20 protein-coding genes and 2 tRNA genes are annotated in these 25162 nt (G+C 60.7%); 16 read left to right on the top strand and 6 right to left on the bottom strand.

Annotation, left to right across the window (positions count from 1 at the left end; all coding sequences use genetic code 11):
• Positions 1-115 precede the first annotated feature (115 nt).
• A complete protein-coding gene (gene rsgA, locus BLU46_RS13545; protein WP_093202366.1) occupies positions 116-1147 on the bottom strand; it encodes a small ribosomal subunit biogenesis GTPase RsgA in 1032 nt (343 codons plus the stop codon).
• Between the two features lie 106 nt (positions 1148-1253).
• Between rsgA and orn the strand changes: the two genes are divergently transcribed.
• Positions 1254-1796 carry an oligoribonuclease gene (orn, locus tag BLU46_RS13540; protein ID WP_063033393.1) on the top strand — a complete coding sequence of 181 codons (543 nt, stop codon included), beginning with the start codon at positions 1254-1256 and terminating at the stop codon, positions 1794-1796.
• A 206-nt stretch (positions 1797-2002) separates the two neighbouring features.
• Positions 2003-2620, top strand: a complete 618-nt coding sequence (locus BLU46_RS13535) for a trimeric intracellular cation channel family protein (protein ID WP_172834585.1) — start codon at positions 2003-2005, stop codon at positions 2618-2620.
• On the opposite strand, the gene queG is transcribed toward BLU46_RS13535, so the two are convergent.
• Positions 2599-3681, bottom strand: a complete 1083-nt coding sequence (queG, locus tag BLU46_RS13530; RefSeq protein WP_063033392.1) for a tRNA epoxyqueuosine(34) reductase QueG — start codon at positions 3679-3681, stop codon at positions 2599-2601. The genes BLU46_RS13535 and queG overlap by 22 nt on opposite strands.
• A gap of 62 nt (positions 3682-3743) precedes the next feature.
• Between queG and BLU46_RS13525 the strand changes: the two genes are divergently transcribed.
• From BLU46_RS13525 to BLU46_RS13470, 12 genes are all read left to right on the top strand, one after another.
• Entirely contained in the window at positions 3744-4604 is an 861-nt protein-coding gene (locus BLU46_RS13525) for an NAD(P)H-hydrate dehydratase (RefSeq protein ID WP_017478336.1), read from the top strand.
• Positions 4592-5062, top strand: a complete 471-nt coding sequence (tsaE, locus tag BLU46_RS13520; RefSeq protein ID WP_093202362.1) for a tRNA (adenosine(37)-N6)-threonylcarbamoyltransferase complex ATPase subunit type 1 TsaE — start codon at positions 4592-4594, stop codon at positions 5060-5062. The genes BLU46_RS13525 and tsaE overlap by 13 nt, the downstream gene beginning before the upstream one ends.
• 3 nt (positions 5063-5065) lie before the next feature.
• The gene (locus BLU46_RS13515) at positions 5066-6499 is read left to right on the top strand and encodes an N-acetylmuramoyl-L-alanine amidase (protein ID WP_197680881.1); all 1434 of its coding nucleotides are present in this window, start codon (positions 5066-5068) and stop codon (positions 6497-6499) included.
• 14 nt (positions 6500-6513) lie between these two features.
• Positions 6514-8412 (top strand): DNA mismatch repair endonuclease MutL, encoded by a 1899-nt coding sequence (gene mutL / locus BLU46_RS13510; RefSeq protein WP_167410191.1) that lies wholly within the window; start codon positions 6514-6516, stop codon positions 8410-8412.
• The gene (gene miaA, locus BLU46_RS13505; RefSeq protein ID WP_093202357.1) at positions 8412-9383 is read left to right on the top strand and encodes a tRNA (adenosine(37)-N6)-dimethylallyltransferase MiaA; all 972 of its coding nucleotides are present in this window, start codon (positions 8412-8414) and stop codon (positions 9381-9383) included. Before mutL ends, miaA begins: the two co-directional genes overlap by 1 nt.
• A 94-nt stretch (positions 9384-9477) precedes the next feature.
• A complete protein-coding gene (hfq, locus tag BLU46_RS13500; RefSeq protein WP_003217515.1) occupies positions 9478-9741 on the top strand; it encodes an RNA chaperone Hfq in 264 nt (87 codons plus the stop codon).
• A 12-nt stretch (positions 9742-9753) separates the two neighbouring features.
• A complete protein-coding gene (hflX, locus tag BLU46_RS13495; RefSeq protein WP_003217514.1) occupies positions 9754-11055 on the top strand; it encodes a ribosome rescue GTPase HflX in 1302 nt (433 codons plus the stop codon).
• A gap of 96 nt (positions 11056-11151) precedes the next feature.
• Entirely contained in the window at positions 11152-12330 is a 1179-nt protein-coding gene (gene hflK / locus BLU46_RS13490; protein WP_017478341.1) for an FtsH protease activity modulator HflK, read from the top strand.
• A complete protein-coding gene (gene hflC / locus BLU46_RS13485) occupies positions 12330-13196 on the top strand; it encodes a protease modulator HflC (RefSeq protein ID WP_017478342.1) in 867 nt (288 codons plus the stop codon). The genes hflK and hflC overlap by 1 nt, the downstream gene beginning before the upstream one ends.
• Before the next feature lie 301 nt (positions 13197-13497).
• Positions 13498-14685 carry an ATP phosphoribosyltransferase regulatory subunit gene (locus BLU46_RS13480; RefSeq protein WP_093202353.1) on the top strand — a complete coding sequence of 396 codons (1188 nt, stop codon included), beginning with the start codon at positions 13498-13500 and terminating at the stop codon, positions 14683-14685.
• Between the two features lie 54 nt (positions 14686-14739).
• On the top strand, positions 14740-16029 hold the full coding sequence (locus BLU46_RS13475; RefSeq protein WP_003217505.1) for an adenylosuccinate synthase: 1290 nt from the start codon (positions 14740-14742) through the stop codon (positions 16027-16029).
• Positions 16030-16168: 139 nt separating this feature from the next.
• Positions 16169-18103 carry a methyl-accepting chemotaxis protein gene (locus BLU46_RS13470; protein ID WP_063033385.1) on the top strand — a complete coding sequence of 645 codons (1935 nt, stop codon included), beginning with the start codon at positions 16169-16171 and terminating at the stop codon, positions 18101-18103.
• A gap of 108 nt (positions 18104-18211) precedes the next feature.
• Here BLU46_RS13470 and BLU46_RS13465 read toward each other — a convergent pair whose 3' ends face one another.
• From BLU46_RS13465 to BLU46_RS13450, 4 genes are all read right to left on the bottom strand, one after another.
• Complete coding sequence (locus BLU46_RS13465; protein ID WP_093202348.1) at positions 18212-19777, bottom strand: ABC transporter permease; 1566 nt, start codon at positions 19775-19777, stop codon at positions 18212-18214.
• Complete coding sequence (locus tag BLU46_RS13460; protein ID WP_063033383.1) at positions 19777-20802, bottom strand: extracellular solute-binding protein; 1026 nt, start codon at positions 20800-20802, stop codon at positions 19777-19779. Before BLU46_RS13460 ends, BLU46_RS13465 begins: the two co-directional genes overlap by 1 nt.
• Before the next feature lie 170 nt (positions 20803-20972).
• A tRNA-Leu gene (locus tag BLU46_RS13455) sits at positions 20973-21059 on the bottom strand.
• Positions 21060-21237: 178 nt separating this feature from the next.
• A tRNA-Leu gene (locus BLU46_RS13450) sits at positions 21238-21324 on the bottom strand.
• Positions 21325-21548: 224 nt separating this feature from the next.
• Between BLU46_RS13450 and rnr the strand changes: the two genes are divergently transcribed.
• Together rnr and rlmB are read left to right on the top strand one after the other, a co-directional pair.
• Positions 21549-24182, top strand: coding sequence for a ribonuclease R (gene rnr, locus BLU46_RS13445; protein ID WP_093202344.1), 2634 nt, complete (start codon positions 21549-21551; stop codon positions 24180-24182).
• Positions 24179-24934: a 23S rRNA (guanosine(2251)-2'-O)-methyltransferase RlmB gene (gene rlmB, locus BLU46_RS13440; protein WP_003217493.1), complete on the top strand. Its 756-nt coding sequence runs from the start codon at positions 24179-24181 to the stop codon at positions 24932-24934. The genes rnr and rlmB overlap by 4 nt, the downstream gene beginning before the upstream one ends.
• Positions 24935-25162: the final 228 nt, after the last annotated feature.

Raw genomic sequence — 25162 nt, 5'->3', positions numbered from 1 at the left:
TGGGCCGCCCAGTTGCAGCGGATTCTTGATGGCTGACTTGATTTAATCAATGGGGACGGGGGGGCCGTGCCATGCTTTATGTGTGTCAAGGCATGGCACGACCCCGATTCGCAGCTTAGTAAGTGGTCTCAGGCAAGCTGGCGATGATCGAGCGATAGCTGTTCATTCGCTGCTGCTGCACGCGGCCGTCTTCCAGGGCCTTGAGCAGGGCGCAACCTGGCTCGCGGTCATGTTTGCAGTCGCGGAAGCGGCAGGTGCCGATCAAGTCGTTGAACTCGATAAAGCCCGCTTCCACATCGGCACGGCTCACATGGCCCAGGCCGAATTCACGAATGCCCGGGGAGTCGATCAGCTCGCCGCCGCCCGGGAAGTGGAACAACCGTGCAGTGGTGGTGGTGTGCGTGCCTTGACCGGACAATTCCGACAACGGGCCCACACGGGTTTCGACTTCCGGCAACAGGCTGTTGACCAGGGACGACTTGCCCACGCCCGACTGGCCGACGAACACGCTGATGCGTCCATCCAGTTCAGTCTGCAATTGTTCCATGCCATTGCCGTGATGCGCCGAGACTTCCAGCACCGGGTAGCCGAGGGTGCGGTACACCGCCAGCAGCGCGTTGAGCGCCGGGGCGTTCTGCTCGTCGATCAGGTCGAACTTGTTCAGCAGCAACAGCGGGCGAATGCCGGCGTGCTCGGCGGCTACCAGGTAGCGGTCGATCAGGTTGGCATGGGGCTCGGGCAGTGGCGCGAAGACGATGACGATCATGTCGACGTTGGCCGCCACCGGCTTGAGCTGGCCACGGCTGTCGGGGCGACGCAGTTCGGTGGTACGCGGCAACTGGGCGACGATGACGCCGATGCCCTGGTTGCCGGCACGCCATACCACTCGGTCGCCGGTCACCAGCGCAGGCAGGTTGGCGCGCAGGTGGCAACGGAACACCTGGCCGGCGTGATCGCCTTCTGTGGCCTCGACTTCGACCTGCACACCGAAGTGCGCGATCACCAGGCCCGTTTGCTCGGGGCCCAGGTCGCCGCCCTCAAGCGCTTCTACGGCGGAGGATTCACGTTTGGCGGCGCGGGCAGCGCGTTCACCCTGAATCTTTTCGATGCGCCAGTTTTGGCGACGGTTAAGCTGGCGTTTGGCCATTGGTGTTCCGTGTCGATAATGCAAAGGTTAGGTAAAACGGTCGCGAGTCTAGCACGCCCTGCCTGCTAAACTGCGCAGCTACGCCAAGGTGCCAAGGAACCACGACATGCAAAACCCACAGAACCTGATTTGGATCGATCTGGAAATGACCGGTCTGAACCCTGACACCGACGTCATCATCGAGATGGCGACCATTGTCACCGACAGCAACCTCAACACCTTGGCCGAAGGTCCGGTGATTGCCATTCACCACAGCGATGCGGTGTTGGCCACCATGGACGAGTGGAACACCCGCACCCACGGCAACTCGGGCCTGACCCAGCGTGTGCGCGACAGCCGGGTGAGCATGGTCGAGGCTGAAGCTGAAACCATCGCCTTCCTGGAAAAGTGGGTGCCCAAGGGCAAGTCGCCGATCTGCGGCAACAGCATCTGCCAGGACCGCCGCTTTCTCTATACCCACATGAAAGCGCTGGAAAGCTACTTCCACTACCGCAACCTGGATGTGTCGACCTTGAAGGAGTTGGCCGCGCGCTGGGCGCCGGAAGTCAAAGACAGCTTCCACAAGGGCAGCACCCACCTGGCGCTGGACGATATCCGCGAGTCGATTGCCGAGCTGCAGCATTACCGCAAGCATTTCATCAAGTTCTGACTTGAGTCTTGGTGAAGAGCTGTTGTGGCGAGGGAGCTTGCTCCCGCTGGGCTGCGAAGCGGCCCTGAAAAAATGGGATTGCTGCGCAGTCCAACGGGAGCAAGCTCCCTCGCCACATTAGGAAGAGCTTTAAGCTCTTAACGGCTCGCCCCCTTTTGGTGCCATCACCAAATGATTAGACTGCGCGCCTCTTTGCAAGGATCGCCATCATGCTGTTGATGCTCTACCTCATCGCCATCACCGCCGAAGCCATGACCGGCGCCTTGTCAGCCGGGCGGCGCGGGATGGATTGGTTTGGTGTGGTGCTGATCGCCTGCGTGACGGCGCTGGGCGGCGGTTCGGTGCGTGACGTGTTGCTCGGCCACTACCCGCTGACCTGGGTCAAACACCCGGAATACCTGGTGCTGACCTCTGTGGCGGCCCTGGTGACGATCTTCATCGCTCCATTGATGCGCCACCTTCGCTCGCTGTTCCTGGCGCTGGACGCCGTGGGCCTGGTGGCCTTCACCCTGATCGGCAGCATGACCGCCCTGGAAATGGGCCACGGTATGCTGGTGGCTTCAGTCAGCGGGGTGATCACCGGAGTATTCGGCGGCATCCTGCGGGACATCTTCTGCAACGACATTCCGCTGATTTTCCGCCGCGAGCTGTACGCCAGCGTGTCGTTCCTCGCCGCCTGGTTCTACATGCTGTGCATCTATCTGGAACTGCCCAGCGAGCAATCGATCCTGCTGACACTGTTCAGCGGCTTTCTATTGCGCCTGTTGGCGATCCGCTTCCATTGGGAAATGCCCAAGTTCGTTTACAACGACGACGTGCACTGACGTTCGGCGTGCTGGTTCAGCGCCCATTCCACGTGTTCGCGCACCAGTTCCGACGGATATTCCCGACGTGCCTTCAACGCTTCCAACACCGGAATGCTTGATGGCGCATTGCCCAGGCCTACCGCCAGGTTGCGCAGCCAGCGCTCATAGCCGGCGCGGCGCAGGGGCGAGCCTTCGGTGTTGCTGAGGAATTTGTCCTCGTCCCACATGAACAATTCGGCCAGTTCTGCGTTATCCAGATTGTGCCGTGGCTTGAAATCGCCTTCGTCGGTAGGCCGGGCGAAACGATTCCACGGGCAAACGATCTGACAGTCATCGCAACCGAATACCCGATTGCCAATCAGGGGGCGCAGTTCTTCGGGGATCGCGCTTTTCAGCTCGATGGTCAGGTAGGAAATACAGCGCCGGGCGTCCAGTACGTAGGGCCCGACGAAGGCGTTGGTAGGGCAGATGTCGAGGCAGGCGGTGCAGCGGCCACAGTGTTCGGTGGTGTGCGGTGGGTCGACCGGCAATGGCAGGTCGACAAACAGCTCGCTCAGGAAAAAGTAACTGCCCGCTTTGCGGTTGAGCACCAGGGTGTTTTTGCCGATCCAGCCCAGCCCGGCTTGTTCGGCGATAGCTTTTTCCAGCACCGGGGCGCTGTCGACAAACGCGCGGAAGCCGAACGGGCCGATCTGTGCCTGAATCCGGTCGGCCAGTTGCTGCACGCGCTTGCGGATCAGCTTGTGATAGTCGCGGCCGAGGGCATAACGGGAGATGTAGGCTTTTTCGGGTTTGGCCAGCAATTGGGCCATTTGTGTGTCGCCGGGCAGGTAGTCCATGCGAAGGGAGACCACGCGCAAAGTACCGGGTACCAGTTCTTCCGGGTGTGAACGCTTGCTGCCGTGGGCGCCCATGTAGTCCATTTCGCCGTGGTAGCCGGCGTCGAGCCAGCGTTGCAGGTGCTGCTCATGCTCGGCGAGGTCCAGGCCGCTGATGCCCACTTGTTGAAAGCCCAGCTCGCGGCCCCAGTCTTTGATCGATTGGGCGAGGGCGGGCAGGTCGTAGGTAATAGCAGGCATGAACAAGAGAAACCGCAGGTTAGATGCGTATAATTCTGCCAGACATCGGAGCTTGAAGACGCATGCCGCAGACAAAACACGAAATACCCGACGTTCAGCACCTGTTGCCCGGCCAATTGCCGCAACTCGCTGCGCGTTCTCCGGACGCCCATAAAGGCCAGTTCGGCCATCTATTGCTGATCGGTGGCGACCGTGGTTTTGGCGGCGCCGCCTTGCTCAGCGCCGAAAGTGCCCTGCGCAGCGGCGCCGGCATGGTTTCCCTGGCGACCCGCAGTGAGCATGTTGCAGCGGCGCTGGCGCGGCTGCCGGAAGTCATGACCGTGGGCGTACACTCGGCCAATCAGTTGATGGGCTTGCTGGAAAAGATCTCCGTGATCGTCATCGGTCCGGGCCTGGGCGAGGCGTCCTGGGGCAAAAGCCTGCTGTCGGTAGCGGCCAGCGCCAAGCAGCCGCAAGTCTGGGACGCCGATGCCTTGAACCTGCTGGCGACGGGCAGCGTCAGCTTGCCGGCCAACTGCGTGATCACTCCGCATCCTGGCGAAGCGGCCCGCTTGATGGGTATTTCGACAGCCGAGGTTCAGGCCGACCGCCTTAACGTGGCGCGCGCCTTGAGTCAGAAATTCAATGCAGTAGCGATCCTCAAGGGCGCGGGCAGCTTGATCGCCCGCCCGGACGGTCGCGTTGCCCGTTGTGATCAGGGTCATCCTGCGATGGCAACCGCTGGCCTGGGTGACGTGTTGGCCGGCCTGGTTGGTGCTTTACTGGCGCAAGGCATGTCGGCATTTGATGCCGCTTGCCTGGCGGTCTGGCTGCATGCCACTGCCGGTGATCGCCAAGGTACCTACGGTCGCGGGCTGGCCGCCAGTGATCTGATTCCTGCCATTCGTCAGTTGCTGGAGGAGCAATCGCCGTGTCTGAAGTAATCCTTTTCCTGGCCGATGAAGTTGCAATGGTCGCCCTCGGCAACCGTATTGCCCAGGTAACGAAAGGCTCGGGCCTGATCTTTCTGGAAGGTGATCTGGGGGCCGGGAAAACCACCCTGTCACGGGGCATCATTCGCGGGTTGGGGCATGCAGGTGCTGTGAAAAGCCCGACGTTTACCTTGGTTGAGCCCTACGAAATCGGCGAGCTGCGCGCCTTCCATTTCGACTTGTATCGCCTGGTGGATCCAGAAGAGTTGGAATTCATGGGCATCCGCGATTACTTCGATGAGGACGCTCTGTGCCTGATCGAGTGGCCAGATAAAGGCACAGGCTTTTTGCCAAAGCCGGACCTGACCATTACCATTACCCCGCATAAGCACGGACGTCAGCTGAAGTTGTTGTCCCAGAGCGCGCGCGGCGAGTCGTGGTGCGCCGCCTTGGCATTGGAATTCAAATAATTGATGGGGTTAGGTATGCGCTTTCGCGCGTTGGTTACTGTCGTAGGGGTGTTGCTTGCGGCAATGACTTTCAATGCACTGGCGGCCTCACAGGTGAAAAGTGTTCGCCTGTGGCGGGCTCCGGATAACACGCGACTGGTATTCGACCTGTCTGGCCCGGTTCAGCACAGCGTCTTCACCCTTACGGCGCCCGATCGCCTGGTGATTGATATCAACGGTGCGACCCTGGCCGCGCCGTTGAAAGTCGCCATGGCCAATACCCCGATTACCGCGATGCGTTCGGCCCAACGTACGCCGACCGATCTGCGGGTGGTCATCGACCTGAAAAAGGCCGTGACCCCGAAAAGCTTCGTGCTGGCGCCCAACGCACAGTATGGCAACCGGCTGGTAGTCGACCTGTTCGACAACGCCGCCGATGCCGCGCCGCCGCCTGCGCCAACCCCAAGCGTCGCGACGATACCGGCGGTGCCGGTCAACCAGTCGCAACCTCAGGTCAAATTGCCGCCACCACCACCTGCACCCGCGGGCAAGCGTGACATTATTGTGGTTATCGATGCCGGGCACGGCGGCGAAGACCCGGGAGCCTCCGGTTCGCGCGGCCAGCATGAAAAAGACGTGGTACTGGCCATCGCTCGCGAACTGCAGCGCCAGATCAATGGCATGAAAGGCTATCGCGCCGAGCTGACCCGTACCGGCGATTACTTTATTCCGCTGCGTGGCCGTACCGAAATCGCCCGCAAGAAGGGCGCCGACCTGTTCGTCTCGATCCACGCCGACGCCGCCCCTTCGGCGGCTGCGTTTGGTGCTTCGGTGTTTGCCCTGTCTGATCGGGGTGCCACTTCCGAGACCGCTCGCTGGTTGGCGGACAGTGAAAACCGTTCTGACTTGATCGGTGGGGCTGGCAACGTGTCCCTCGACGACAAGGACAAGATGCTCGCCGGCGTATTGCTCGACCTGTCGATGACCGCCTCGCTGACCTCCAGCCTGAACGTCGGGCAGAAAGTCCTGAGCAATATCGGTCGCGTCACCTCGCTGCACAAACAGCGGGTGGAACAGGCCGGGTTCATGGTGCTCAAGTCGCCGGATATTCCATCGATTCTGGTGGAAACCGGGTTTATCTCCAACTCCAACGAAGCCTCGAAACTGGCCTCTTCCAGCCACCAGCAGGCGCTGGCGCGTTCCATCAGCGCCGGTGTTCGCCAGTTCTTCCAGCAGAACCCGCCGCCGGGCACCTACATCGCCTGGCTGCGTGATTCCGGGAAGATCGCCCAAGGCCCGCGTGACCATCGCGTCCAGCCGGGCGACACCCTGGCGATGCTGGCGGTGCGCTTCCAGGTATCGGCGGCAACCTTGCGCAGCGCCAATAACCTGAAGACCGATGAATTGAAGGTCGGCCAGGTGTTGACCATCCCGGGCACTGAACTGGCGGCGCAATAATGAGCGAAACAGTCTTGAGCAACACCTCGCGCATTGAGCTGCTAAGTCCGCGCCTCGCCAACCAGATCGCGGCGGGTGAGGTGGTCGAGCGGCCAGCGTCGGTGATCAAGGAGTTGCTGGAAAACAGCATCGACTCCGGCGCCAGGCGCATCGACGTCGATGTTGAGCAGGGCGGCGTCAAGCTGCTGCGGGTACGCGACGACGGCAGCGGGATTTCCTCCGATGACCTGCCGCTGGCCCTGGCCCGTCACGCCACCAGCAAGATTCGTGACCTGGAAGACCTTGAACGGGTGATGAGCCTCGGGTTTCGCGGTGAGGCCTTGGCTTCCATCAGCTCCGTGGCCCGCCTGACCCTGACGTCCCGCACCCGCGATGCTGACCAGGCCTGGCAGGTGGAAACCGAAGGCCGCGACATGGCGCCTCGGGTCCAGCCGGCCGCACATCCGGTGGGCACCTCGGTGGAAGTGCGCGACCTGTTCTTCAACACCCCGGCCCGGCGCAAATTTCTCAAGGCCGAAAAAACCGAATTCGACCACCTGCAGGAAGTCATCAAGCGCTTGGCACTGGCCCGGTTTGATGTGGCTTTCCACCTGCGCCACAACGGCAAGACCATCCTCAGCCTGCACGAGGCCCATGATGATGCGGCCCGTGCCCGGCGCGTCTCGGCTATCTGCGGCGCGGGGTTCCTGGAGCAGGCGCTGCCGATCGAGATCGAGCGCAATGGCTTGCGGTTGTGGGGTTGGGTGGGGTTGCCGACGTTCTCTCGCAGCCAGGCTGACTTGCAGTACTTCTTTGTGAACGGCCGGGCGGTGCGCGACAAACTGGTGGCCCATGCGGTGCGCCAGGCGTATCGCGACGTGCTGTTCAACGGGCGGCATCCGACGTTCGTGCTGTTTTTTGAGGTCGACCCGTCGGTGGTGGACGTTAACGTGCACCCGACCAAGCACGAAGTGCGCTTCCGTGACGGTCGCATGGTCCACGATTTCCTCTATGGCACCTTGCACCGCGCCCTGGGCGATGTGCGCCCGGATGATCAACTGGCGGCGCCGATCGTCACGGCCATCGTCCGTCCTACGGGGCCGGAAGCCGGTGAGTTCGGACCCCAGGGCGAAATGAGCCTGGCCGCCAACCTGCTGCAATCGCCGCAAGCCCAGCCGAGCTATACCGCGCCTGGCTCAGGCGCTGGCGCCGGTTATCAATACCAATACACGCCGCGCCCGCAATCAGCGTTGCCGGTGGCCGAAGCCCAGGCAGCCTATCGCGAGTTTTTCGCGCCGCTGCCCGGTGCCGAGTCGGGTGCTGCCGCCTTGCCGGAAGGCCAGGGTGACGTGCCGCCGCTGGGTTACGCACTGGCTCAGCTCAAGGGCATCTACATCCTTGCGGAAAACGCACATGGCCTGGTGCTGGTGGACATGCACGCTGCTCACGAGCGGATCATGTACGAGCGTTTGAAGATCGCCATGGCCAGCGAAGGCCTCAGCGGCCAGCCGCTGCTGGTGCCGGAATCCCTGGCGGTCAGCCAGCGCGAGGCCGATTGTGCCGAAGAGCACGTCAGCGTGTTCCAGAAACTGGGCTTTGAGTTGCAACGCCTGGGCCCGGAAACCCTGGCTATCCGCCAGATCCCGGCTTTGCTCAAGCAGGCCGAGGCTAATCGGCTAGTGGCCGACGTACTGGCAGACCTGATGGAGTACGGCACCAGCGATCGTATCCAGGCCCATATCAATGAACTGCTCGGCACCATGGCCTGCCACGGCGCCATCCGCGCTAATCGGCGCCTGGCCCTGCCGGAAATGAACGGTTTGCTGCGGGACATGGAAAACACCGAGCGCAGCGGCCAGTGCAACCATGGCCGACCGACCTGGACCCAGATGGGCCTGGACGACCTCGATAAACTGTTCTTGCGCGGTCGTTGATGAGTGCCTTGCCCCCCGCAATCTTCCTGATGGGCCCGACGGCGGCCGGCAAGACTGACCTGGCCATCGAACTGACCAAGGTCTTGCCATGCGAGTTGATCAGTGTCGACTCTGCACTGGTTTACCGGGACATGGACATCGGCACCGCCAAACCCTCAAAAGAGCTGCTGGCCCAGTACCCGCACCGGTTGATCAACATTATCGATCCCAGCGAGAGCTATTCGGCGGCTGATTTTCGTAATGATGCCCTGGCGGCCATGGCCGATATCACTGCGCGGGGCAAAATTCCGCTGCTGGTGGGTGGCACGATGCTCTATTACAAGGCTTTGCAGGAAGGCCTGGCAGACATGCCACCTGCCGATGCCCAGGTGCGCGCCGAACTTGAAGAAGAGGCTGCGCGCCTTGGCTGGCAAGCCCTGCACGACCAGTTGGCTGCGGTGGATCCAGTTTCCGCCGCGCGGATTCATCCCAATGACCCCCAGCGGCTGACGCGGGCGTTGGAAGTCTGGCGGGTCAGTGGCCAGACCATGACTGAACACAGGCTGAAACAAACTGCGCAAAGTGCTGAAGCAGGCGCCTCGGGGCACTCACAATTGCCCTATACTGTGGCGAATCTGGCCATCGCTCCGACGGATCGCCAGGTGTTGCATGAACGAATTGCACAAAGATTCACAATTATGTTGGAACAGGGGTTTGTGGAGGAGGTCGTAGCACTGCGTTCAAGAGGTGACCTGCATCCCGGGCTGCCTTCGATACGTGCTGTAGGCTACCGCCAAGTCTGGGATCATCTGGATGGCAAGCTGACGTCAGCCGAAATGCAGGAGCGCGGCATCATTGCCACGCGCCAATTGGCGAAGCGCCAGTTCACATGGCTGCGCAGCTGGACTGATTTACACTGGTTGGACAGTCTGGATTGCGACAATCTGTCACGCGCCTTGAAATACTTGGGAACGGTCTCCATATTGAGCTGAGTCCTTGCAATTGCCGTCTATCCTTGGGGGTGTGACGGCCATAAGCTATCTATTTTCCGATTTTTTATTATTGATCCTTAAAGGAGTGCGGCACATGTCAAAAGGGCATTCGCTACAAGACCCTTACTTGAATACTTTACGTAAAGAGAAAGTTGGGGTTTCCATCTATTTGGTCAACGGTATCAAGCTGCAGGGCACGATTGAGTCGTTCGACCAGTTCGTGATTCTGCTGAAAAACACCGTAAGCCAAATGGTTTACAAACACGCTATCTCGACCGTAGTGCCGGTTCGTCCGATTCGTCTGCCTAGCGCAACCGAAGAACAGGGTGACGCCGAGCCTGCACCGGGTAACGCCTGATAGGAGTCTCCTTTGTTCTTTGAGCGCCACGGTGGTGGTGAGCGAGTAATCCTCGTTCACTTGGATGGACAGGACCCTGAGGCGCGCGAAGATCCGCAGGAGTTTCAGGAGTTGGCAAATTCGGCCGGCGCCGAGACCGTCGCGTTTTTTAACGTGCCGCGTCATCGGCCAACCGCCAAATTCCTGATTGGCAGCGGCAAGGTCGAGGAGCTGCGCGATCTGGTCCATGCCGAAAAGGCCGATCTGGTGATTTTTAATCATATCCTCACGCCCAGTCAGGAACGTAACCTCGAACGAGTTTTCGAGTGTCGCGTGATCGACCGCACGGGTCTGATTCTCGATATTTTCGCCCAGCGCGCCCGTACCCATGAAGGCAAGCTCCAGGTAGAACTGGCCCAGCTTGACCACATGAGCACCCGGCTGGTTCGTGGCTGGACTCACCTTGAGCGTCAGGGTGGCGGTATCGGCATGCGTGGCCCGGGTGAAACCCAGCTGGAAACCGACCGGCGTCTGCTGCGGGTGCGCCTGCGACAGATCAAGGGCCGCCTGGAGAAGGTGCGCAGCCAGCGCGAACAATCGCGACGTGGCCGTATGCGTGCGGATATCCCGACCGTTTCCCTGGTGGGCTATACCAACGCCGGCAAATCCACGCTCTTCAATAACGTGACGAAATCGGACGTGTACGCGGCCGACCAACTGTTCGCGACCCTTGACCCGACCTTGCGCCGTCTGGAACTGGACGACCTGGGGCCGATTGTCCTGGCCGATACCGTGGGTTTCATTCGTCACTTGCCCCACAAGCTGGTCGAGGCATTTCGGTCTACGCTCGAAGAGTCGAGCAATTCCGACCTGCTGCTGCACGTGATCGATGCGGCCGAACCGGATCGCATGTTGCAGATTGAACAGGTCATGGTGGTACTGGGCGAGATTGGTGCCCAGGACTTGCCGATCCTCGAGGTCTATAACAAACTCGATTTGCTTGAAGGCGTTGAGCCACAAATCCAGCGCGACGAAAACGGCAAGCCCCAGCGGGTCTGGCTGTCGGCGCGTGATGGCAGTGGTCTGGAATTGCTTGAACAAGCCATTGCCGAGTTGTTGGGCAGCGATTTGTTTGTTGGCACCTTGCGCTTGCCTCAGCGTTTTGCTCGACTGCGTGCACAGTTTTTCGAGCTGGGCGCGGTACAGAAAGAAGAACACGACGAAGAAGGTGTCAGCTTGCTGGCCGTTCGATTGCCGCGCTCGGAGCTGAATCGGCTGGTCAGTCGGGAAGGTGTTGTGCCGACGGAGTTCATCGAACAACACACTTTGCAATAAAAGCCTGAGAAAGCGGTTGTGCCGCTGTGACAGGCATTCTGTAGCATTGGTCGGCGCGCCGTGGGTGCGTCTTTGCTTTATCAGATGGAGAGCGCTATGGCTTGGAATGAGCCGGGTGGCAACTCGAATAATCAGGATCCTTGGGGTGGTAAACGCCGCAATAATGGCGACCGCAAGGGGCCACCAGATCTCGACGAGGCCTTCCGAAAGCTGCAGGAAAGCCTGAATGGGTTGTTCGGTGGTGGAAAAAAACGTGGTGGTGGTGACGAAGGCGGTCGTACGAGCAAGGGCGGTGGTTACGGCCTGCTCGGCATCGGCCTCGTTGTGCTGGCGGCCGTCTGGCTGTACAGCGCCGTCTATGTGGTGGACGAGCAGGAGCAAGCCGTGGTGCTGCGCTTCGGCAAGTACTACGAGACCGTCGGCCCTGGCCTGAACATCTATTTCCCGCCGATCGACAAGAAGTACATGGAAAACGTCACGCGTGAGCGTGCCTACACCAAGCAGGGCCAGATGCTGACTGAAGACGAGAACATCGTCGAAGTGCCGCTGACCGTGCAGTACAAGATCAGCAACCTGCAGGACTTCGTGCTGAACGTCGATCAGCCGGAAATCAGCCTGCAACAAGCGACCGAAAGTGCCCTGCGCCACGTGGTGGGTTCCACCGCAATGGATCAGGTGCTGACCGAAGGTCGTGAATTGATGGCCAGCGAGATCAAGGAGCGCCTGCAACGGTTCCTCGATACCTATCGCACCGGTATCACCGTAACCCAGGTCAACATACAGAGCGCAGCTGCACCGCGCGAAGTACAGGAAGCCTTCGATGACGTGATCCGTGCCCGTGAAGACGAGCAGCGTTCGCGCAACCAGGCTGAAACCTACGCCAACGGCGTCGTGCCGGAAGCCCGTGGTCAGGCCCAGCGCATCCTTGAGGATGCCAACGGTTACCGCGACGAAGTGGTCTCCCGTGCCAAGGGTGAGGCAGATCGTTTCACCAAGCTGGTGGCCGAGTACCGCAAGGCACCGGAAGTCACTCGTGAGCGTCTGTACCTGGACACCATGCAGGAAGTCTTCAGCAACACCAGCAAGGTTCTCGTGACCGGCAGCAAGGGCGGGCAGAATAATCTGCTGTACCTGCCGCTGGACAAGATGATCGAAGGTGGTCGTAGCAGCACCAGCGCACCGGCTACCGGTTCAACTGCCGCTGCCAACGAAGCGAGCGCCCGTGCGGCCGCTGACTTGCTGCAACAGCAAACACGTACCAGGGAGAGTCGTTGATGAGCAATAAATCGCTGACCGCCCTGATTGTGGGCGTCGTCGTGGTCATCGCTGCCTGGAACTGCTTCTATATCGTGTCTCAGACCGAGCGCGCGGTGTTGCTGCAATTCGGTCGCGTGGTCCAGGCAGATGTCCAGCCGGGCCTGCATGTGAAAGTCCCCTACGTCAACCAGGTGCGCAAGTTCGACGGCCGCCTGATGACCCTGGATGCACCGACACAGCGCTTCCTGACCCTGGAAAAGAAAGCCGTGATGGTTGACGCCTACGCCAAGTGGCGCGTCAAGGATGCCGAGCGTTTCTACACCGCGACCTCCGGCCTCAAGCAGATTGCCGACGAGCGTTTGTCGCGCCGTCTGGAATCGGGCCTGCGTGACCAGTTTGGTAAGCGCACCCTGCACGAGGTGGTATCCGGTGAACGTGATGCGCTGATGGCTGACATCACGCGTTCGTTGAACACGATGGCGGAAAAAGAACTGGGCATCGAAGTGATCGATGTTCGGGTCAAGGCTATCGACCTTCCGAAGGAAGTGAACCGCAGCGTGTTCGAGCGTATGAGCACCGAGCGTGAGCGCGAGGCTCGTGAGCACCGTGCCAAGGGTAACGAACTGGCAGAAGGGATCCGTGCGGATGCCGACCGTCAGCGTCGCGTACTGTTGGCAGAAGCCTATCGCGAGTCTGAAGAGGCTCGTGGTGATGGTGATGCTCAAGCCGCCTCGATCTACGCCAAGGCCTATGGCCAGGACCAGGAGTTCTACGCGTTCTACCGTAGCCTGCGTGCCTACCGTGAAAGCTTCGCGAACAAAACCGACGTCATGGTGCTGGACCCAAGTAGCGATTTCTTCCGCTACCTGGAAAAGTCCAAGTAACCCGCATGTAGTCTGAGAATCACTCCGTCGGGCGGCTAAAATGCCGGGCGGGGTGATCCTTTCAGAAAACGGGTGTATGATGCGGCAGCCGGGAAATTCCCGGCTTTTTTGCGTCTGCATGTTTGATTGTGGCTTTGCTCCGCAGGCGCCACAGGTTTTTCGAGGAAAGTGCCCGACGAGGCCGATTGTTGGTCGTTCGTCACGTCGCTCTTGCGCGTGGTTTATGCAGGGGCCGGGTATTTTCTGCTTCACTCAAGGCTCGCCCGAGGGCTGGCCGCCCGGATCATAGGGGAATGGCGTAATGGCAACGGTAGACCGCTGGCTGCTGCCAGATGGCATCGAAGAAGTACTGCCACCAGAAGCTGCACGCATTGAAATCGCGCGCCGCCAGGTGTTGGATCTGTTCCAGAGCTGGGGTTACGAGTTTGTCGTGACCCCCCATATCGAGTACCTGGAATCCCTGCTGACCGGCGCGGGCCAGGACCTGGATCTGCGCACCTTCAAGGTCATCGACCCGCAATCGGGCCGGCAAATGGGCTTTCGTGCCGACATCACGCCGCAAGTCGCGCGCATTGATGCGCACACCCTGCGTCGCGAAGGGCCGAGCCGCCTGTGCTACGCCGGCAGCGTGCTGCATGCTCAACCGCGTGCGTTGTCGTCGTCCCGCAGCCCGATCCAGTTGGGGGCCGAGTTGTACGGCGATGCCAGCCCGAGCAGCGACGTGGAAGTCATCAGCTTGATGCTGGCCATGCTGCAACTGGCCGATGTGCCGGATGTGCACATGGACCTCGGGCATGTCGGCATCTACCGCGGCCTGGCCCGTGCGGCCGGTTTGTCGGGTGAAGTGGAACAACAGTTGTTCGATGCCCTGCAACGCAAGGCCATCGATGAAGTGATCGCCTTGACGGCGGGCGTGCCTGCTGACCTGGCCGGCATGCTGCGTGCGCTGGTGGATCTGTGTGGCGGCCGTGAAGTGCTGACCGCCGCCCGTGATCGTCTGGCGAATGCGCCAGCTGATGTATTGGCGGCCCTGGATGACGTGCTGGCGATTGCCGAGCAGTTGTCTGCGCGCTTCCCGCAGTTGCCGCTGTATTTTGATTTGGGTGAGTTGCGCGGCTACCACTACCACACCGGTGTGGTGTTCGCGGTGTTTGTCCCGGGTGTTGGCCAAGCCATTGCCCAGGGCGGCCGTTATGACGATATCGGCGCCGACTTCGGTCGTGCCCGTCCGGCGACCGGCTTTTCCACTGATTTGAAAACCCTGGTGACCCTGGGGCGTGCTGAGGTCGAGCTGCCGTCTGGCGGTATCTGGATGCCCGACAGTACGGACGCAGCACTCTGGCAGCAGGTTTGCCAGTTGCGCAGTGAGGGTCAACGTGTAGTCCAGGCCTTGCCTGGGCAGCCATTGGCCGCCGCCCGTGATGCGGACTGCGACCGGCAATTGATTCAGCAGAATGGGCTTTGGCAAGTATCGCCACTGGCTTCTTGAGTTTTCCTGCCGGCCGCTGCCGGCACCAAGTTTGCGCGAATGAGGACAAGTGTTATGGGTAAGAATGTCGTAGTCCTGGGCACCCAATGGGGTGATGAGGGCAAAGGCAAGATCGTTGATCTGCTGACCGAACATGCTGCCGCCGTAGTGCGCTACCAAGGTGGCCACAACGCTGGCCACACCCTGGTCATCGATGGCGAAAAAACCGTCTTGCACCTGATCCCGTCGGGTGTACTGCGCGAAGGCGTGCAGTGCCTGATCGGCAACGGCGTGGTGGTTGCACCTGACGCCTTGCTGCGCGAGATCACCAAGCTGGAAGAGAAAGGTGTGCCAGTGCGCGAGCGCCTGCGTATCAGCCCTTCCTGCCCGCTGATCCTGTCCTTCCACGTTGCGCTGGACCAGGCCCGTGAAAAGGCCCGTGGCGAGCTGAAGATCGGTACGACCGGTCGCGGCATCGGCCCGGCCTACGAAGACAAAGTTGCACGTCGTGGCCTGCGTGTAGGCGACCTGCTCAACATGCCGCGCTTTGAAGACAAGCTGCGTGAACTGGTGGATTACCACAACTTCATGCTGGTGGGTTACTACAAAGAGCCAGCCATCGAGTTTGAAAAGACCCTGGCTGAGTGCAAGGAATACGCTGAGCTGCTCAAGCCGCTGATGCTGGACGTGACTGCCGAGCTGCACGACCTGCGTCGCGCTGGCAAAGACATCATGTTCGAAGGCGCCCAGGGTTCGTTGCTGGACATCGACCACGGCACCTACCCGTACGTCACCAGCTCCAACACCACCGCTGGCGGCGTTGCGACCGGTTCGGGCGTTGGCCCGATGTTCCTGGACTACATCCTCGGCATCACCAAGGCGTACACCACGCGTGTGGGTTCGGGTCCATTCCCGACTGAACTGTTCGACGACGTTGGTGCGCACCTGGCCAAACAAGGTCACGAGTTCGGCGCAACTACCGGCCGTGCTCGTCGTTGTGGCTGGTTCGACGCCGTTATCCTGCGTCGCGCTATCGATGTGAACAGCATCTCGGGCATCTGCCTGACCAAGCTGGACGTACTTGACGGCCTGGAAACCATCAACATCTGCATCGGCTACAAAGATGCGGAAGGTAAGGATGTTGCCCCGACTGATGCTGACAGCTACGTAGGGCTGCAGCCTGTGTACGAAGAAGTGCCGGGCTGGACCGAATCGACCGTGGGTGCCAAGACCCTGGAAGAGCTGCCAGCCAACGCTCGCGCTTACATCAAGCGCGTCGAAGAGCTGATCGGTGCGCCAATCGACATTATTTCGACGGGCCCGGACCGCAACGAGACCATCGTTCTGCGTCACCCGTTCGCTTAATAAGCTGTTGATGTAAAAAGCAAAGGGCTCCTTCGGGAGCCCTTTGTCGTTTCCGGCTGGTAAACGGCACGGCCCTTGCTATGGTTCTTTCTTTCGCGGTGCTATCAAATTAATGGCACCCGTGGTGGAGGGATTCCCAGTGTCTGCCGTTCTCTCATTGTTACAAAGCCGGCTGTTGCGGCCGGTGTTCGTTACCCTAGGTATCGCTCTTTTGGTGCAAGTACTGGTGGCCGTCGCCCTGACGCGAAGCACCGTCACTGCATTGGAAGCGGATTTGGGCAATCGCCTGGGCGTCGACAGCCAGAAACTGTCCGGCGAGTTGGCTCAGGCCGGAAAGGAAGTCACCTCCAGTCTGGACAGTCTGTCTTCCAGTACTCGCCAGCGTCTGACGGCAGGGCTTTCCACGCGCCTGCAGGAAGAGCAGAAGCAACTGCGTGCGACCTTGGAAAAAGACCTGCAGGACTCTGCCAGTGACATGGCGCAACTGCTCGCCTCGGTGGCGCCGCGCGCCATGTGGGACAGCGACGTGCCGACGCTGTCTGAGTTTGCCCGCAGAGCCCAGCGCAATCCCAACGTGTTGTTTGTGGTGTATGACGACGCGGCTGGCGAACATCTGACCCGTTACCTCAACCGTGAAAACCCGATTAACCAGGCGCTGCTGGAAAAGGGCAAAGGCGAACGAGCTCTGGATAAAGTGCTGGACGCGGCGAAAAATGATCCCTCGGTGTTCTACGTCGAAGCATCCATCAGCCCCAATGGCGTAGAGATAGGCAAGGTCCGCATGGGGGTTTCGACCGCCGCAGTAGAGACTGACCTGGCCGCGCTGGATAAGCGTTTTGCTGCACTGATTGCCAGCGGTGACCAGTTAGTGGGCGACAGTCTCAAGGGGGCCGCTGCGGACAGCGCTGCAGCCATGGGCGCGCGTTTGCAGTCGGCACAAGCCACGGCCAGCCAGATGACCGCCAATACCACCAATGCCGTGCAAGAGGCGGCAGGCACCTTGCGTTGGCGCATCGGCATGGGCCTGGCGGTTGTTGGCTTTGGCGTGTTGTTGCTGATTGCTGTGGTGCTCGGCCGCCGGGTGGTCAATCGGCTGAAGCTACTGATTGCGGCAATGGACGATCTGGCGGCAGGCGAGGGCGACCTGACCAAGCGCGTGCAGATCAACAGTCGGGACGAAATCGGCGATATGGCCTCGGCGGTCAATCGCTTTGTGGATAAGTTGCAGCCCATCGTGCGCGAGGCGGGTGATGTGGCCCAGCGGACCGGCGTGGAAATCGGCGCGATGACCCTGCGCAATGCGGGTGCCGATGCGGCCGCCGGCTTGCAGCGTGATGAAGTGGCTGAAAGCCTGCGGGCGCTGTCGCAAATGGCTGACGAGGCTCAGGCGGAAAGCCATGCGATGCAGGCGGCGTTGCAGCAGGTGGTGGATATTCGCCAGGCGACCGATGAGAACTCACGTACTTCAGCCGAAGTCGGCAGCCTGATCGAGGCGTTGGCGGGGCAGGTGCAGGCCGGGTCCAAGGTGATCGAGCGCCTGGCGCAGCAGAGCGAGCAGATTGAGGTGGTGTTGACGGTGATCCACGGGATTGCCGAGCAAACCAACCTGTTGGCACTTAACGCGGCGATCGAAGCCGCCCGGGCCGGTGAGACCGGGCGTGGCTTTGCAGTGGTGGCGGATGAGGTGCGAGCCCTGGCCAGCAAGACCCAGAGTTCTACCGGAGATATCCAGGCCCACATCGTAGCCTTGCAGCAAGGCGCCCGTGAGGCGGTAGAGACCATCGGCAAGGCTGGGCGCCAGGCCAGCGAAGGTCTGCTGGTATTGCGCGATAGCGTGCGCCTGCAGCAGTCGGTGCAGGCCTCGGTGGAGCAGGTGCATGCAGCGATTGGCCTGGCGACACGTGCGGCTGAGCATCAGGCGCAAGGTGCGCATGCGGTGCGTGGGCGGGTGGAGATCATTCATGCCCAGGCCGAGCGCGCGGCTCAGGCAGTGGTGGAGACCACCGCCAGTGGCAAAGTGCTTGACGGGTTGGCAGCGCAGTTGAAGGCGAGCCTGGGGCAGTTCAGGGCTTGATGTTGGCTGTTCCGGCCTCATCGCAGGCAAGCCAGCTCCCACATTTGACCGCATTCCAGAGTTGGAACTCGGTCGAATGTGGGAGCTGGCTTGCCTGCGATGGCGGATTCAGCGGCTCAGATACATCCGCGTCGTAAGCAGATACACCGGCAGCCCCGACACTAGAATAAGCAGTGCGGCATAAGGCGCCGCTGCCGCGAATTCCACATTCGAGGTATGCGCCCACACGGCAGTCGCCAGTGTGTTCAATCCAGTAGGACTAAGCAGCAACGTCGCCGTCAATTCCTTCATCGCATCCAGGAACACCAGCGCAAATGCCGCGCCCAATGCGGGGAAAATAATCGGTAATGTCACCCGGCAAAACGCACTGAACGACGACGCCCCCAGTGTTCTCGCCGCTTCTTCCAGTTGGGGTGCCGCCTTGTTCAGTGCTGTGCGGATCGGCGCCTGGGCCAGGGGCAAAAACAGCAACGCATAAGCGATCAGCAACAACGCCGACGTCTGATACAGCGCCGGCACGTAATGCAGCGCGAAGTACACCAGCGTCAGCGCAATCACCAGGCCGGGCAGGGCGTGCAGCAGGTATGGCAGGCGTTCGGCCCACAGTGCGAGCTGGCCTTTATAGCGCACCACCAGCAAGCCCACAGGCACTGCAAACAACAGGCAAAGCGCGGCGCCGCCCAAGGACAATGCCAAGGAAGAAAGCAGCGCCTCGCTGATCTCTGCAATCGGAAATGCCGCTGAACTGCCCACGGCCAGCCAGTAACCCAGCATGCCCAGTGGAATGCCGCTGCCAATGATCGCCAGGAGCAGGCAATACAGTTGCCCCACCGCCGCCCATTTGCCGAGTCGAACCTGTTCGGCATGTCGCGCCGCGCCCTGGCCGGTGCGCACATGCCGGCCTTTGCCGCGTACCCGCAATTCCAGCCAGAGCAGTGTCAGGCACATCACCAGCAGCACCGCCGAGAGCATTGCCGCATTGGCGTTACTGAATTCCAGCTCGAATTGTTGATAGATCGCGGTGGTAAACGTCTGCAGGCCGATGATCGACAGCGCGCCGAACTCCACCAGCATGTGCAGGGCAATCAACAGCGCCCCCGCCAGTAGCGATGGCCACAGCAACGGCAAGGTGATGCGAAAGAACACGCCCCAGCGATTCAGTCCGAGGGTGCGGGCCGATTCTTCCAGGGACGGGTCAAGATTGCGCAGGGTCGCCGCCACCGGTAGAAACACCAGCGGGTATTTGGACAGGGTCATCACCAGGATCGCCCCGCCCAGCCCTTCGAAATTGGCGCTCAATGAAACCCAGGTGAAGCTGCTGACGAACGCCGGCACGGCAAACGGCAGGCACAGGATCACTCCCCATATCCGCCGCCCCGGCAGGTTGCTGCGTTCCAGCAGCCAGGCCAGCGACAAGCCGATCACGCCGCAGGCCACGGTCACACCGACCATCAGCGCCAGGGTGTTGCGCAGCAGCCCGAACACATAAGGCCGCCACAGCAAATGCACCGCCTCGGCCCATCCTGCTTGCCAGGCCTTGAGGCCGACATACGCCAGCGGCAACAGGCTCAGGCCTACCAGCAGCAGGACTGGTAGCAGCAACCAGATCGAAGGGCGTTTGCGTCTCGGCGTAAAACCCCCGCGCAAGGCGGGGGCGGGGAGCGATGGGTTCATCAGTTCAAGCCAACGTCACGTTCCAGTTCCAGGGCTTCTTCGGCGTTGCCCAGGTCGGCAGGGGTGACTTTCGGCGGTTGCAGCTCGCTGAAAGGCTTGAGGCCGCGGTTGGATTCCATGCCCTTGCGCAACGGGTATTCGGCGGAGGTGTTGGTGATCACCCGCTGGCCTTCTTCGCTGGCCATGAAGGCCAACAATTGCTGGGCTTCCTTTGGATGCTTGCTGGATTTCAGCGCCGCAGCGGCAGACACGGTGATCAGGCCGCCGGCATCACCGTCGGTGAAGTAGTGCAGTTGTGAATCCAGGTTGGTTTTTTCTTTCTTCAGGGCGAACCAGTAGTAGTTGTTCACCAGGACGGTGGCGACTTCGCCATTTTCCACGGCCTTGAGCGCAACCATGTTGTTGCTGTAGACCTTGCCGAAGGCGCGCAGGCCGGTCAGCCATTCTTCAGCGGCTTCGCGACCGTGCAGCTTGATGATCGCCACGGCCTGTTCCTGGAATGCGCCGCTGGTGGGTACGAAACCGACCTTGCCTTGCCATTCAGGTCCGGCGAAATCCAGTACTGACTTGGGCAGGTCTTTCTCGGCGATCAGTTTCGGGTTGAACGCTACGACGCGGGTGCGTGCGGTCACGCCCATCCAGGCACCGTTGGCGGCCACGTATTCCTTGGGCAGAACGTCGAGGGTGCTGGCGTCGATGGTCGCCAGCAGGCCTTGCTCGCCGAGTTTATTCAGCGGCGGTGATTCTTCGGTGTAGATCACGTCGGCAGGGGAGCGGTCACCTTCTTCGACGACCTGGCTGGCCAGCTGGTTGCTGCTGCCCTTGCGCACATTCACGTGGATGCCGGTCTTGGCTTCGAAGGCCTTGGCAAGTTCATCGCCGACCTCCTTGTGTTGGCCGTTGTACAAGGTCAGTGCAACCTTGTCGGCAGAATAGGCGGCGGGCGAGAGCAGGGTCAGGCCGAGCAGAGTGATGGTCAGGCCACGCAGAAGGGATGTCTTGAGACGGGTATCGCGGATCATCATCCGGGGTGTTCCTCACTTGAGTGCAACAAATCGTTGCTAGGATAAACGATAAAGTTTCTCAGGTGCGGTCATGGGGCAAATCGGTCTGGAAGTTTTCAGACCCCGGAAACGCAAAAACCCGCTTTCGCGGGTTTTTGTGAGACTCAAGGTTAAAACCTTGAGTTTAGAATTGGTGCCCAGAAGAAGACTCGAACTTCCACGACCTTGCGGTCACCAGCACCTGAAGCTGGCGTGTCTACCAATTTCACCATCTGGGCAGCATCAGCAACGTTGCCGCTGTTGATGGAGCGAACTATACGGAGGGCTTTTTGATCTGTAAACCCCTGATTTGATTTTATAAATCAACTTTATGGTTAAAAATCAAAGACCTGAAACGCAAAAACCCGCTTTCGCGGGTTTTTGTGAGACTCAAGGTTGAAACCTCAAGTTTGGAATTGGTGCCCAGAAGAAGACTCGAACTTCCACGACCTTGCGGTCACCAGCACCTGAAGCTGGCGTGTCTACCAATTTCACCATCTGGGCAGCATCGTCAACGTTGCCGTCGTCGATGGCGCGCACTATACGGACCACTTTTTGCGCTGTAAAGCCCAGTTATCAAAAAAGCCTGGAAAATTTCGCGGGCGGTCGCGCAAGGTGCATTCCGAGGGCTACAAAGTGCTTTTACGGGCTTGTTGACACCTGAAATTTCCCGTTTCAATACGCGTATGCCAAACTAACCCTCATATAGACAAGGTGAAAACTCTCTAATGGCCGATTGGCAGTCCCTCGATCCCGAGGCCGCTCGTGAAGCGGAAAAATATGAAAACCCTATTCCTAGCCGTGAACTGATCCTGGCGCATCTCGCCGATCGGGGTTCGCCTGCTAGCCGCGAGCAGTTGGTTGAAGAATTCGGTCTGACCACCGAAGACCAACTCGAAGCCCTGCGTCGCCGCCTGCGCGCCATGGAGCGCGATGCCCAGTTGATCTACACCCGCCGGGGCACCTACGCGCCGGTGGACAAGCTCGACCTGATCCTCGGTCGTATTGCCGGCCACCGTGACGGTTTCGGCTTCCTGATCCCGGATGATGGCAGCGACGACCTGTTCATGAGCCCGGCGCAAATGCGCCTGGTGTTCGATGGCGACCGTGCCCTGGCGCGCGTTTCCGGCCTCGACCGTCGCGGTCGCCGCGAAGGCGTGATCGTCGAAGTGGTGTCCCGTGCCCATGAGTCCATTGTTGGCCGTTACTTCGAAGAAGGCGGCATCGGCTTTGTCGTGCCGGATAACCCGAAGGTCCAGCAGGAAGTGCTGATCACCCCGGGGCGCAATGGCGCCGCCAAGGTCGGCCAGTTCGTCGAGGTGAAAATCACCCACTGGCCAACTGCGCGCTTCCAGCCGCAGGGCGATATCGTCGAAGTGGTCGGCAACTACATGGCGCCGGGCATGGAAATCGATGTTGCGCTGCGCACCTACGATATCCCTCACGTCTGGCCTGAGGCTGTGCTCAAAGAAGCCGCCAAGCTCAAGCCGGAAGTTGAAGAAAAAGACAAAGAAAAACGCATCGACCTGCGTCATCTGCCGTTCGTCACCATTGACGGCGAAGATGCCCGCGACTTCGACGATGCGGTCTACTGCGAAGCCAAGCCCGGCAAACTGCGCCTGTTCTCCGGCGGCTGGAAGTTGTTCGTCGCGATTGCCGACGTGTCCAGCTACGTGAAGATTGGTTCGGCCCTGGACAACGAAGCCCAGGTGCGCGGCAACTCGGTGTACTTCCCCGAGCGCGTCATCCCGATGCTGCCTGAGCAGCTGTCCAACGGCCTGTGCTCCCTGAACCCGAAAGTCGACCGTTTGGCCATGGTGTGCGAGATGACCATCTCGAAAACCGGCGAAATGACCGACTACCAGTTCTACGAAGCGGTGATCCACTCCCAGGCGCGCCTGACCTACAACAAGGTCAGCACCATCCTGGAACAGCCGAAAACCAGCGAAGCCAAAGCCCTGCGCGGTGAGTACGGCCATGTCGTGCCGCACCTCAAGCAGCTCTATGCGCTGTACAAAGTGTTGCTGGGCGCTCGTCACGTGCGTGGCGCGATCGACTTTGAAACTCAGGAAACCCGGATTGTCTTCGGTTCCGAGCGCAAGATCGCCGCGATCACCCCGACCACCCGTAATGATGCTCACAAGCTGATCGAGGAATGCATGCTGGCGGCCAACGTGGCCACTGCAGAATTCCTGAAAAAGCACGAGATTCCGGCCTTGTACCGGGTGCACGACGGCCCGCCGCCGGAGCGTCTGGAGAAGCTGCGCGCGTTCCTCGGTGAGCTTGGCCTGTCCCTGCACAAAGGCAAGGACGGCCCGACGCCGAAGGACTACCAGGCTCTGCTCGCGAGCATCAAGGACCGTCCGGATTACCACGTGATCCAGACCGTCATGCTGCGCTCCCTGAGCCAGGCGGTGTACAGCGCCGATAACCAGGGCCACTTCGGCCTGAATTACGAGGCGTACACCCACTTCACCTCGCCGATTCGCCGTTACCCGGACTTGCTCACGCACCGGGCGATCCGCAGCGTGATCCATTCCAAGCAGAACACCCCGCACGTCAAGCGCGCCGGTGCCATGACCATTCCGAAAGCACGGATCTATCCGTACGACGAAGCGGCCCTGGAACAGTTGGGCGAGCAGTGCTCCATGAGCGAGCGCCGTGCCGACGAAGCCACCCGCGACGTAGTGAACTGGCTCAAGTGCGAGTTCATGAAAGACCGCGTGGGCGAGTCGTTCCCGGGTGTGATCACCGCCGTGACGGGTTTTGGCCTGTTCGTCGAGTTGACCGACATCTACGTCGAGGGCCTGGTGCACGTCACCGCCTTGCCGGGTGACTACTACCACTTCGACCCTGTGCATCACCGCCTGGCGGGCGAGCGCACCGGTCGCAGCTTCCGTCTGGGCGACACCGTGGAAGTGCAGGTCATGCGCGTCGACCTCGACGAGCGCAAGATCGACTTCGGCATGCCTGATAAACCAGCCGAGCCGACTGGCCGTAAAAAACGTGGCGGCGAAACGACTGCGCCGGCCAGCAAAGGCAAAGGTGCTCCTGCGAAAGCAGCGGTCGCCGAGCCTGCGCCAGCCAAGCCTGCTCGTCGTTCGTCTGCCAAGGACAAGGCCCCCGAAGCCTACCGCCCAAGCGATGCTGCGGCGAAAAACGCCGAGCTGCGCAAGAGCCGCGAGTTGAAGCAGCAGTTGCTCAACGAAGCCAAAAGCGGCGGTAAAGCGGCGTCTGGGGGAAAGTCCCGCGAGGCGGAAAAGCCGTCGAGCAAGCCGAGTAAACACCGTAAAGGCCCGCCAAAAGCGGGTTCGGCCCCCGCGAAAAGCGGCGGGTCGCGCAAACCTAAGGCCAAGTCATGAGTCTGGAAAAAATCTACGGCGTACACGCCGTAGAAGCATTGCTGCGTCACCACCCGAAACGCGTCAAGCAGGTGTGGTTGGCTGAAGGCCGCAGTGAGCCGCGCGTTCAAGCGCTGGTCGAGCTGGCCAATCAGAACAAAGTTGCCATCGGCCAGGCCGAGCGTCGTGAGATGGACGTCTGGGTCGAAGGCGTTCACCAAGGCGTGGTAGCGGACGTAAGCCCGAGCCAGGTCTGGGGCGAAGCGATGCTCGACGAGCTGCTCGATCGCACCGAAGGCGCGCCGCTGTTGCTGGTGCTCGACGGCGTGACCGATCCGCACAACCTCGGCGCCTGCCTGCGTTCGGCGGATGCTGCCGGTGCGTTGGCGGTGATCGTGCCTAAAGACAAGTCGGCAACCTTGACGCCTGTAGTGCGTAAAGTTGCCTGCGGTGCGGCGGAAGTGATTCCGCTGGTGGCCGTAACCAACCTGGCGCGCACCCTGGAGAAACTCCAGCAGCGCGGCCTGTGGGTCGTGGGGACGGCGGGGGAGGCTGAGGTCAGCATTTATGACCAGGACCTCACCGGCCCGACCATCCTGATCATGGGGGCCGAAGGCAAGGGCATGCGCCGCCTGACCCGCGAGCATTGCGACTACCTGGTGCACCTGCCGATGGCCGGTAGCGTCAGCAGCCTCAACGTTTCAGTCGCAACGGGCGTCTGCCTGTTCGAAGCACAGCGTCAGCGCGGCGCCAAGGCTAAAGCCAAGAAATAAGGCATAAGAGCGACGCAAGACCCTGTGGGAGCCGAGCTTGCCCGCGATGGCGGTGTGTCAGTCAGCAGAGATGTTGCCTGTGCCATTGCCATCGCAGGCAAGCCAGCTCCCACATTTGTTTTGTGTTTGCCTTGATTCTGCGTTGTTCAAATAATCACCAATCACCTTGCGCCCTTTCTCCCCCTTCTCTACAATTGCGCCCCTTGCCTTCATGGCAGGCACGCATGT

The sequence above is a fragment of the Pseudomonas yamanorum genome (assembly GCF_900105735.1).
Lineage (GTDB): Bacteria > Pseudomonadota > Gammaproteobacteria > Pseudomonadales > Pseudomonadaceae > Aquipseudomonas > Aquipseudomonas yamanorum.
The sequence above is the reverse complement of the archived record's forward strand: the minus strand, read 5'-3'. Positions and strand labels throughout refer to the sequence as shown.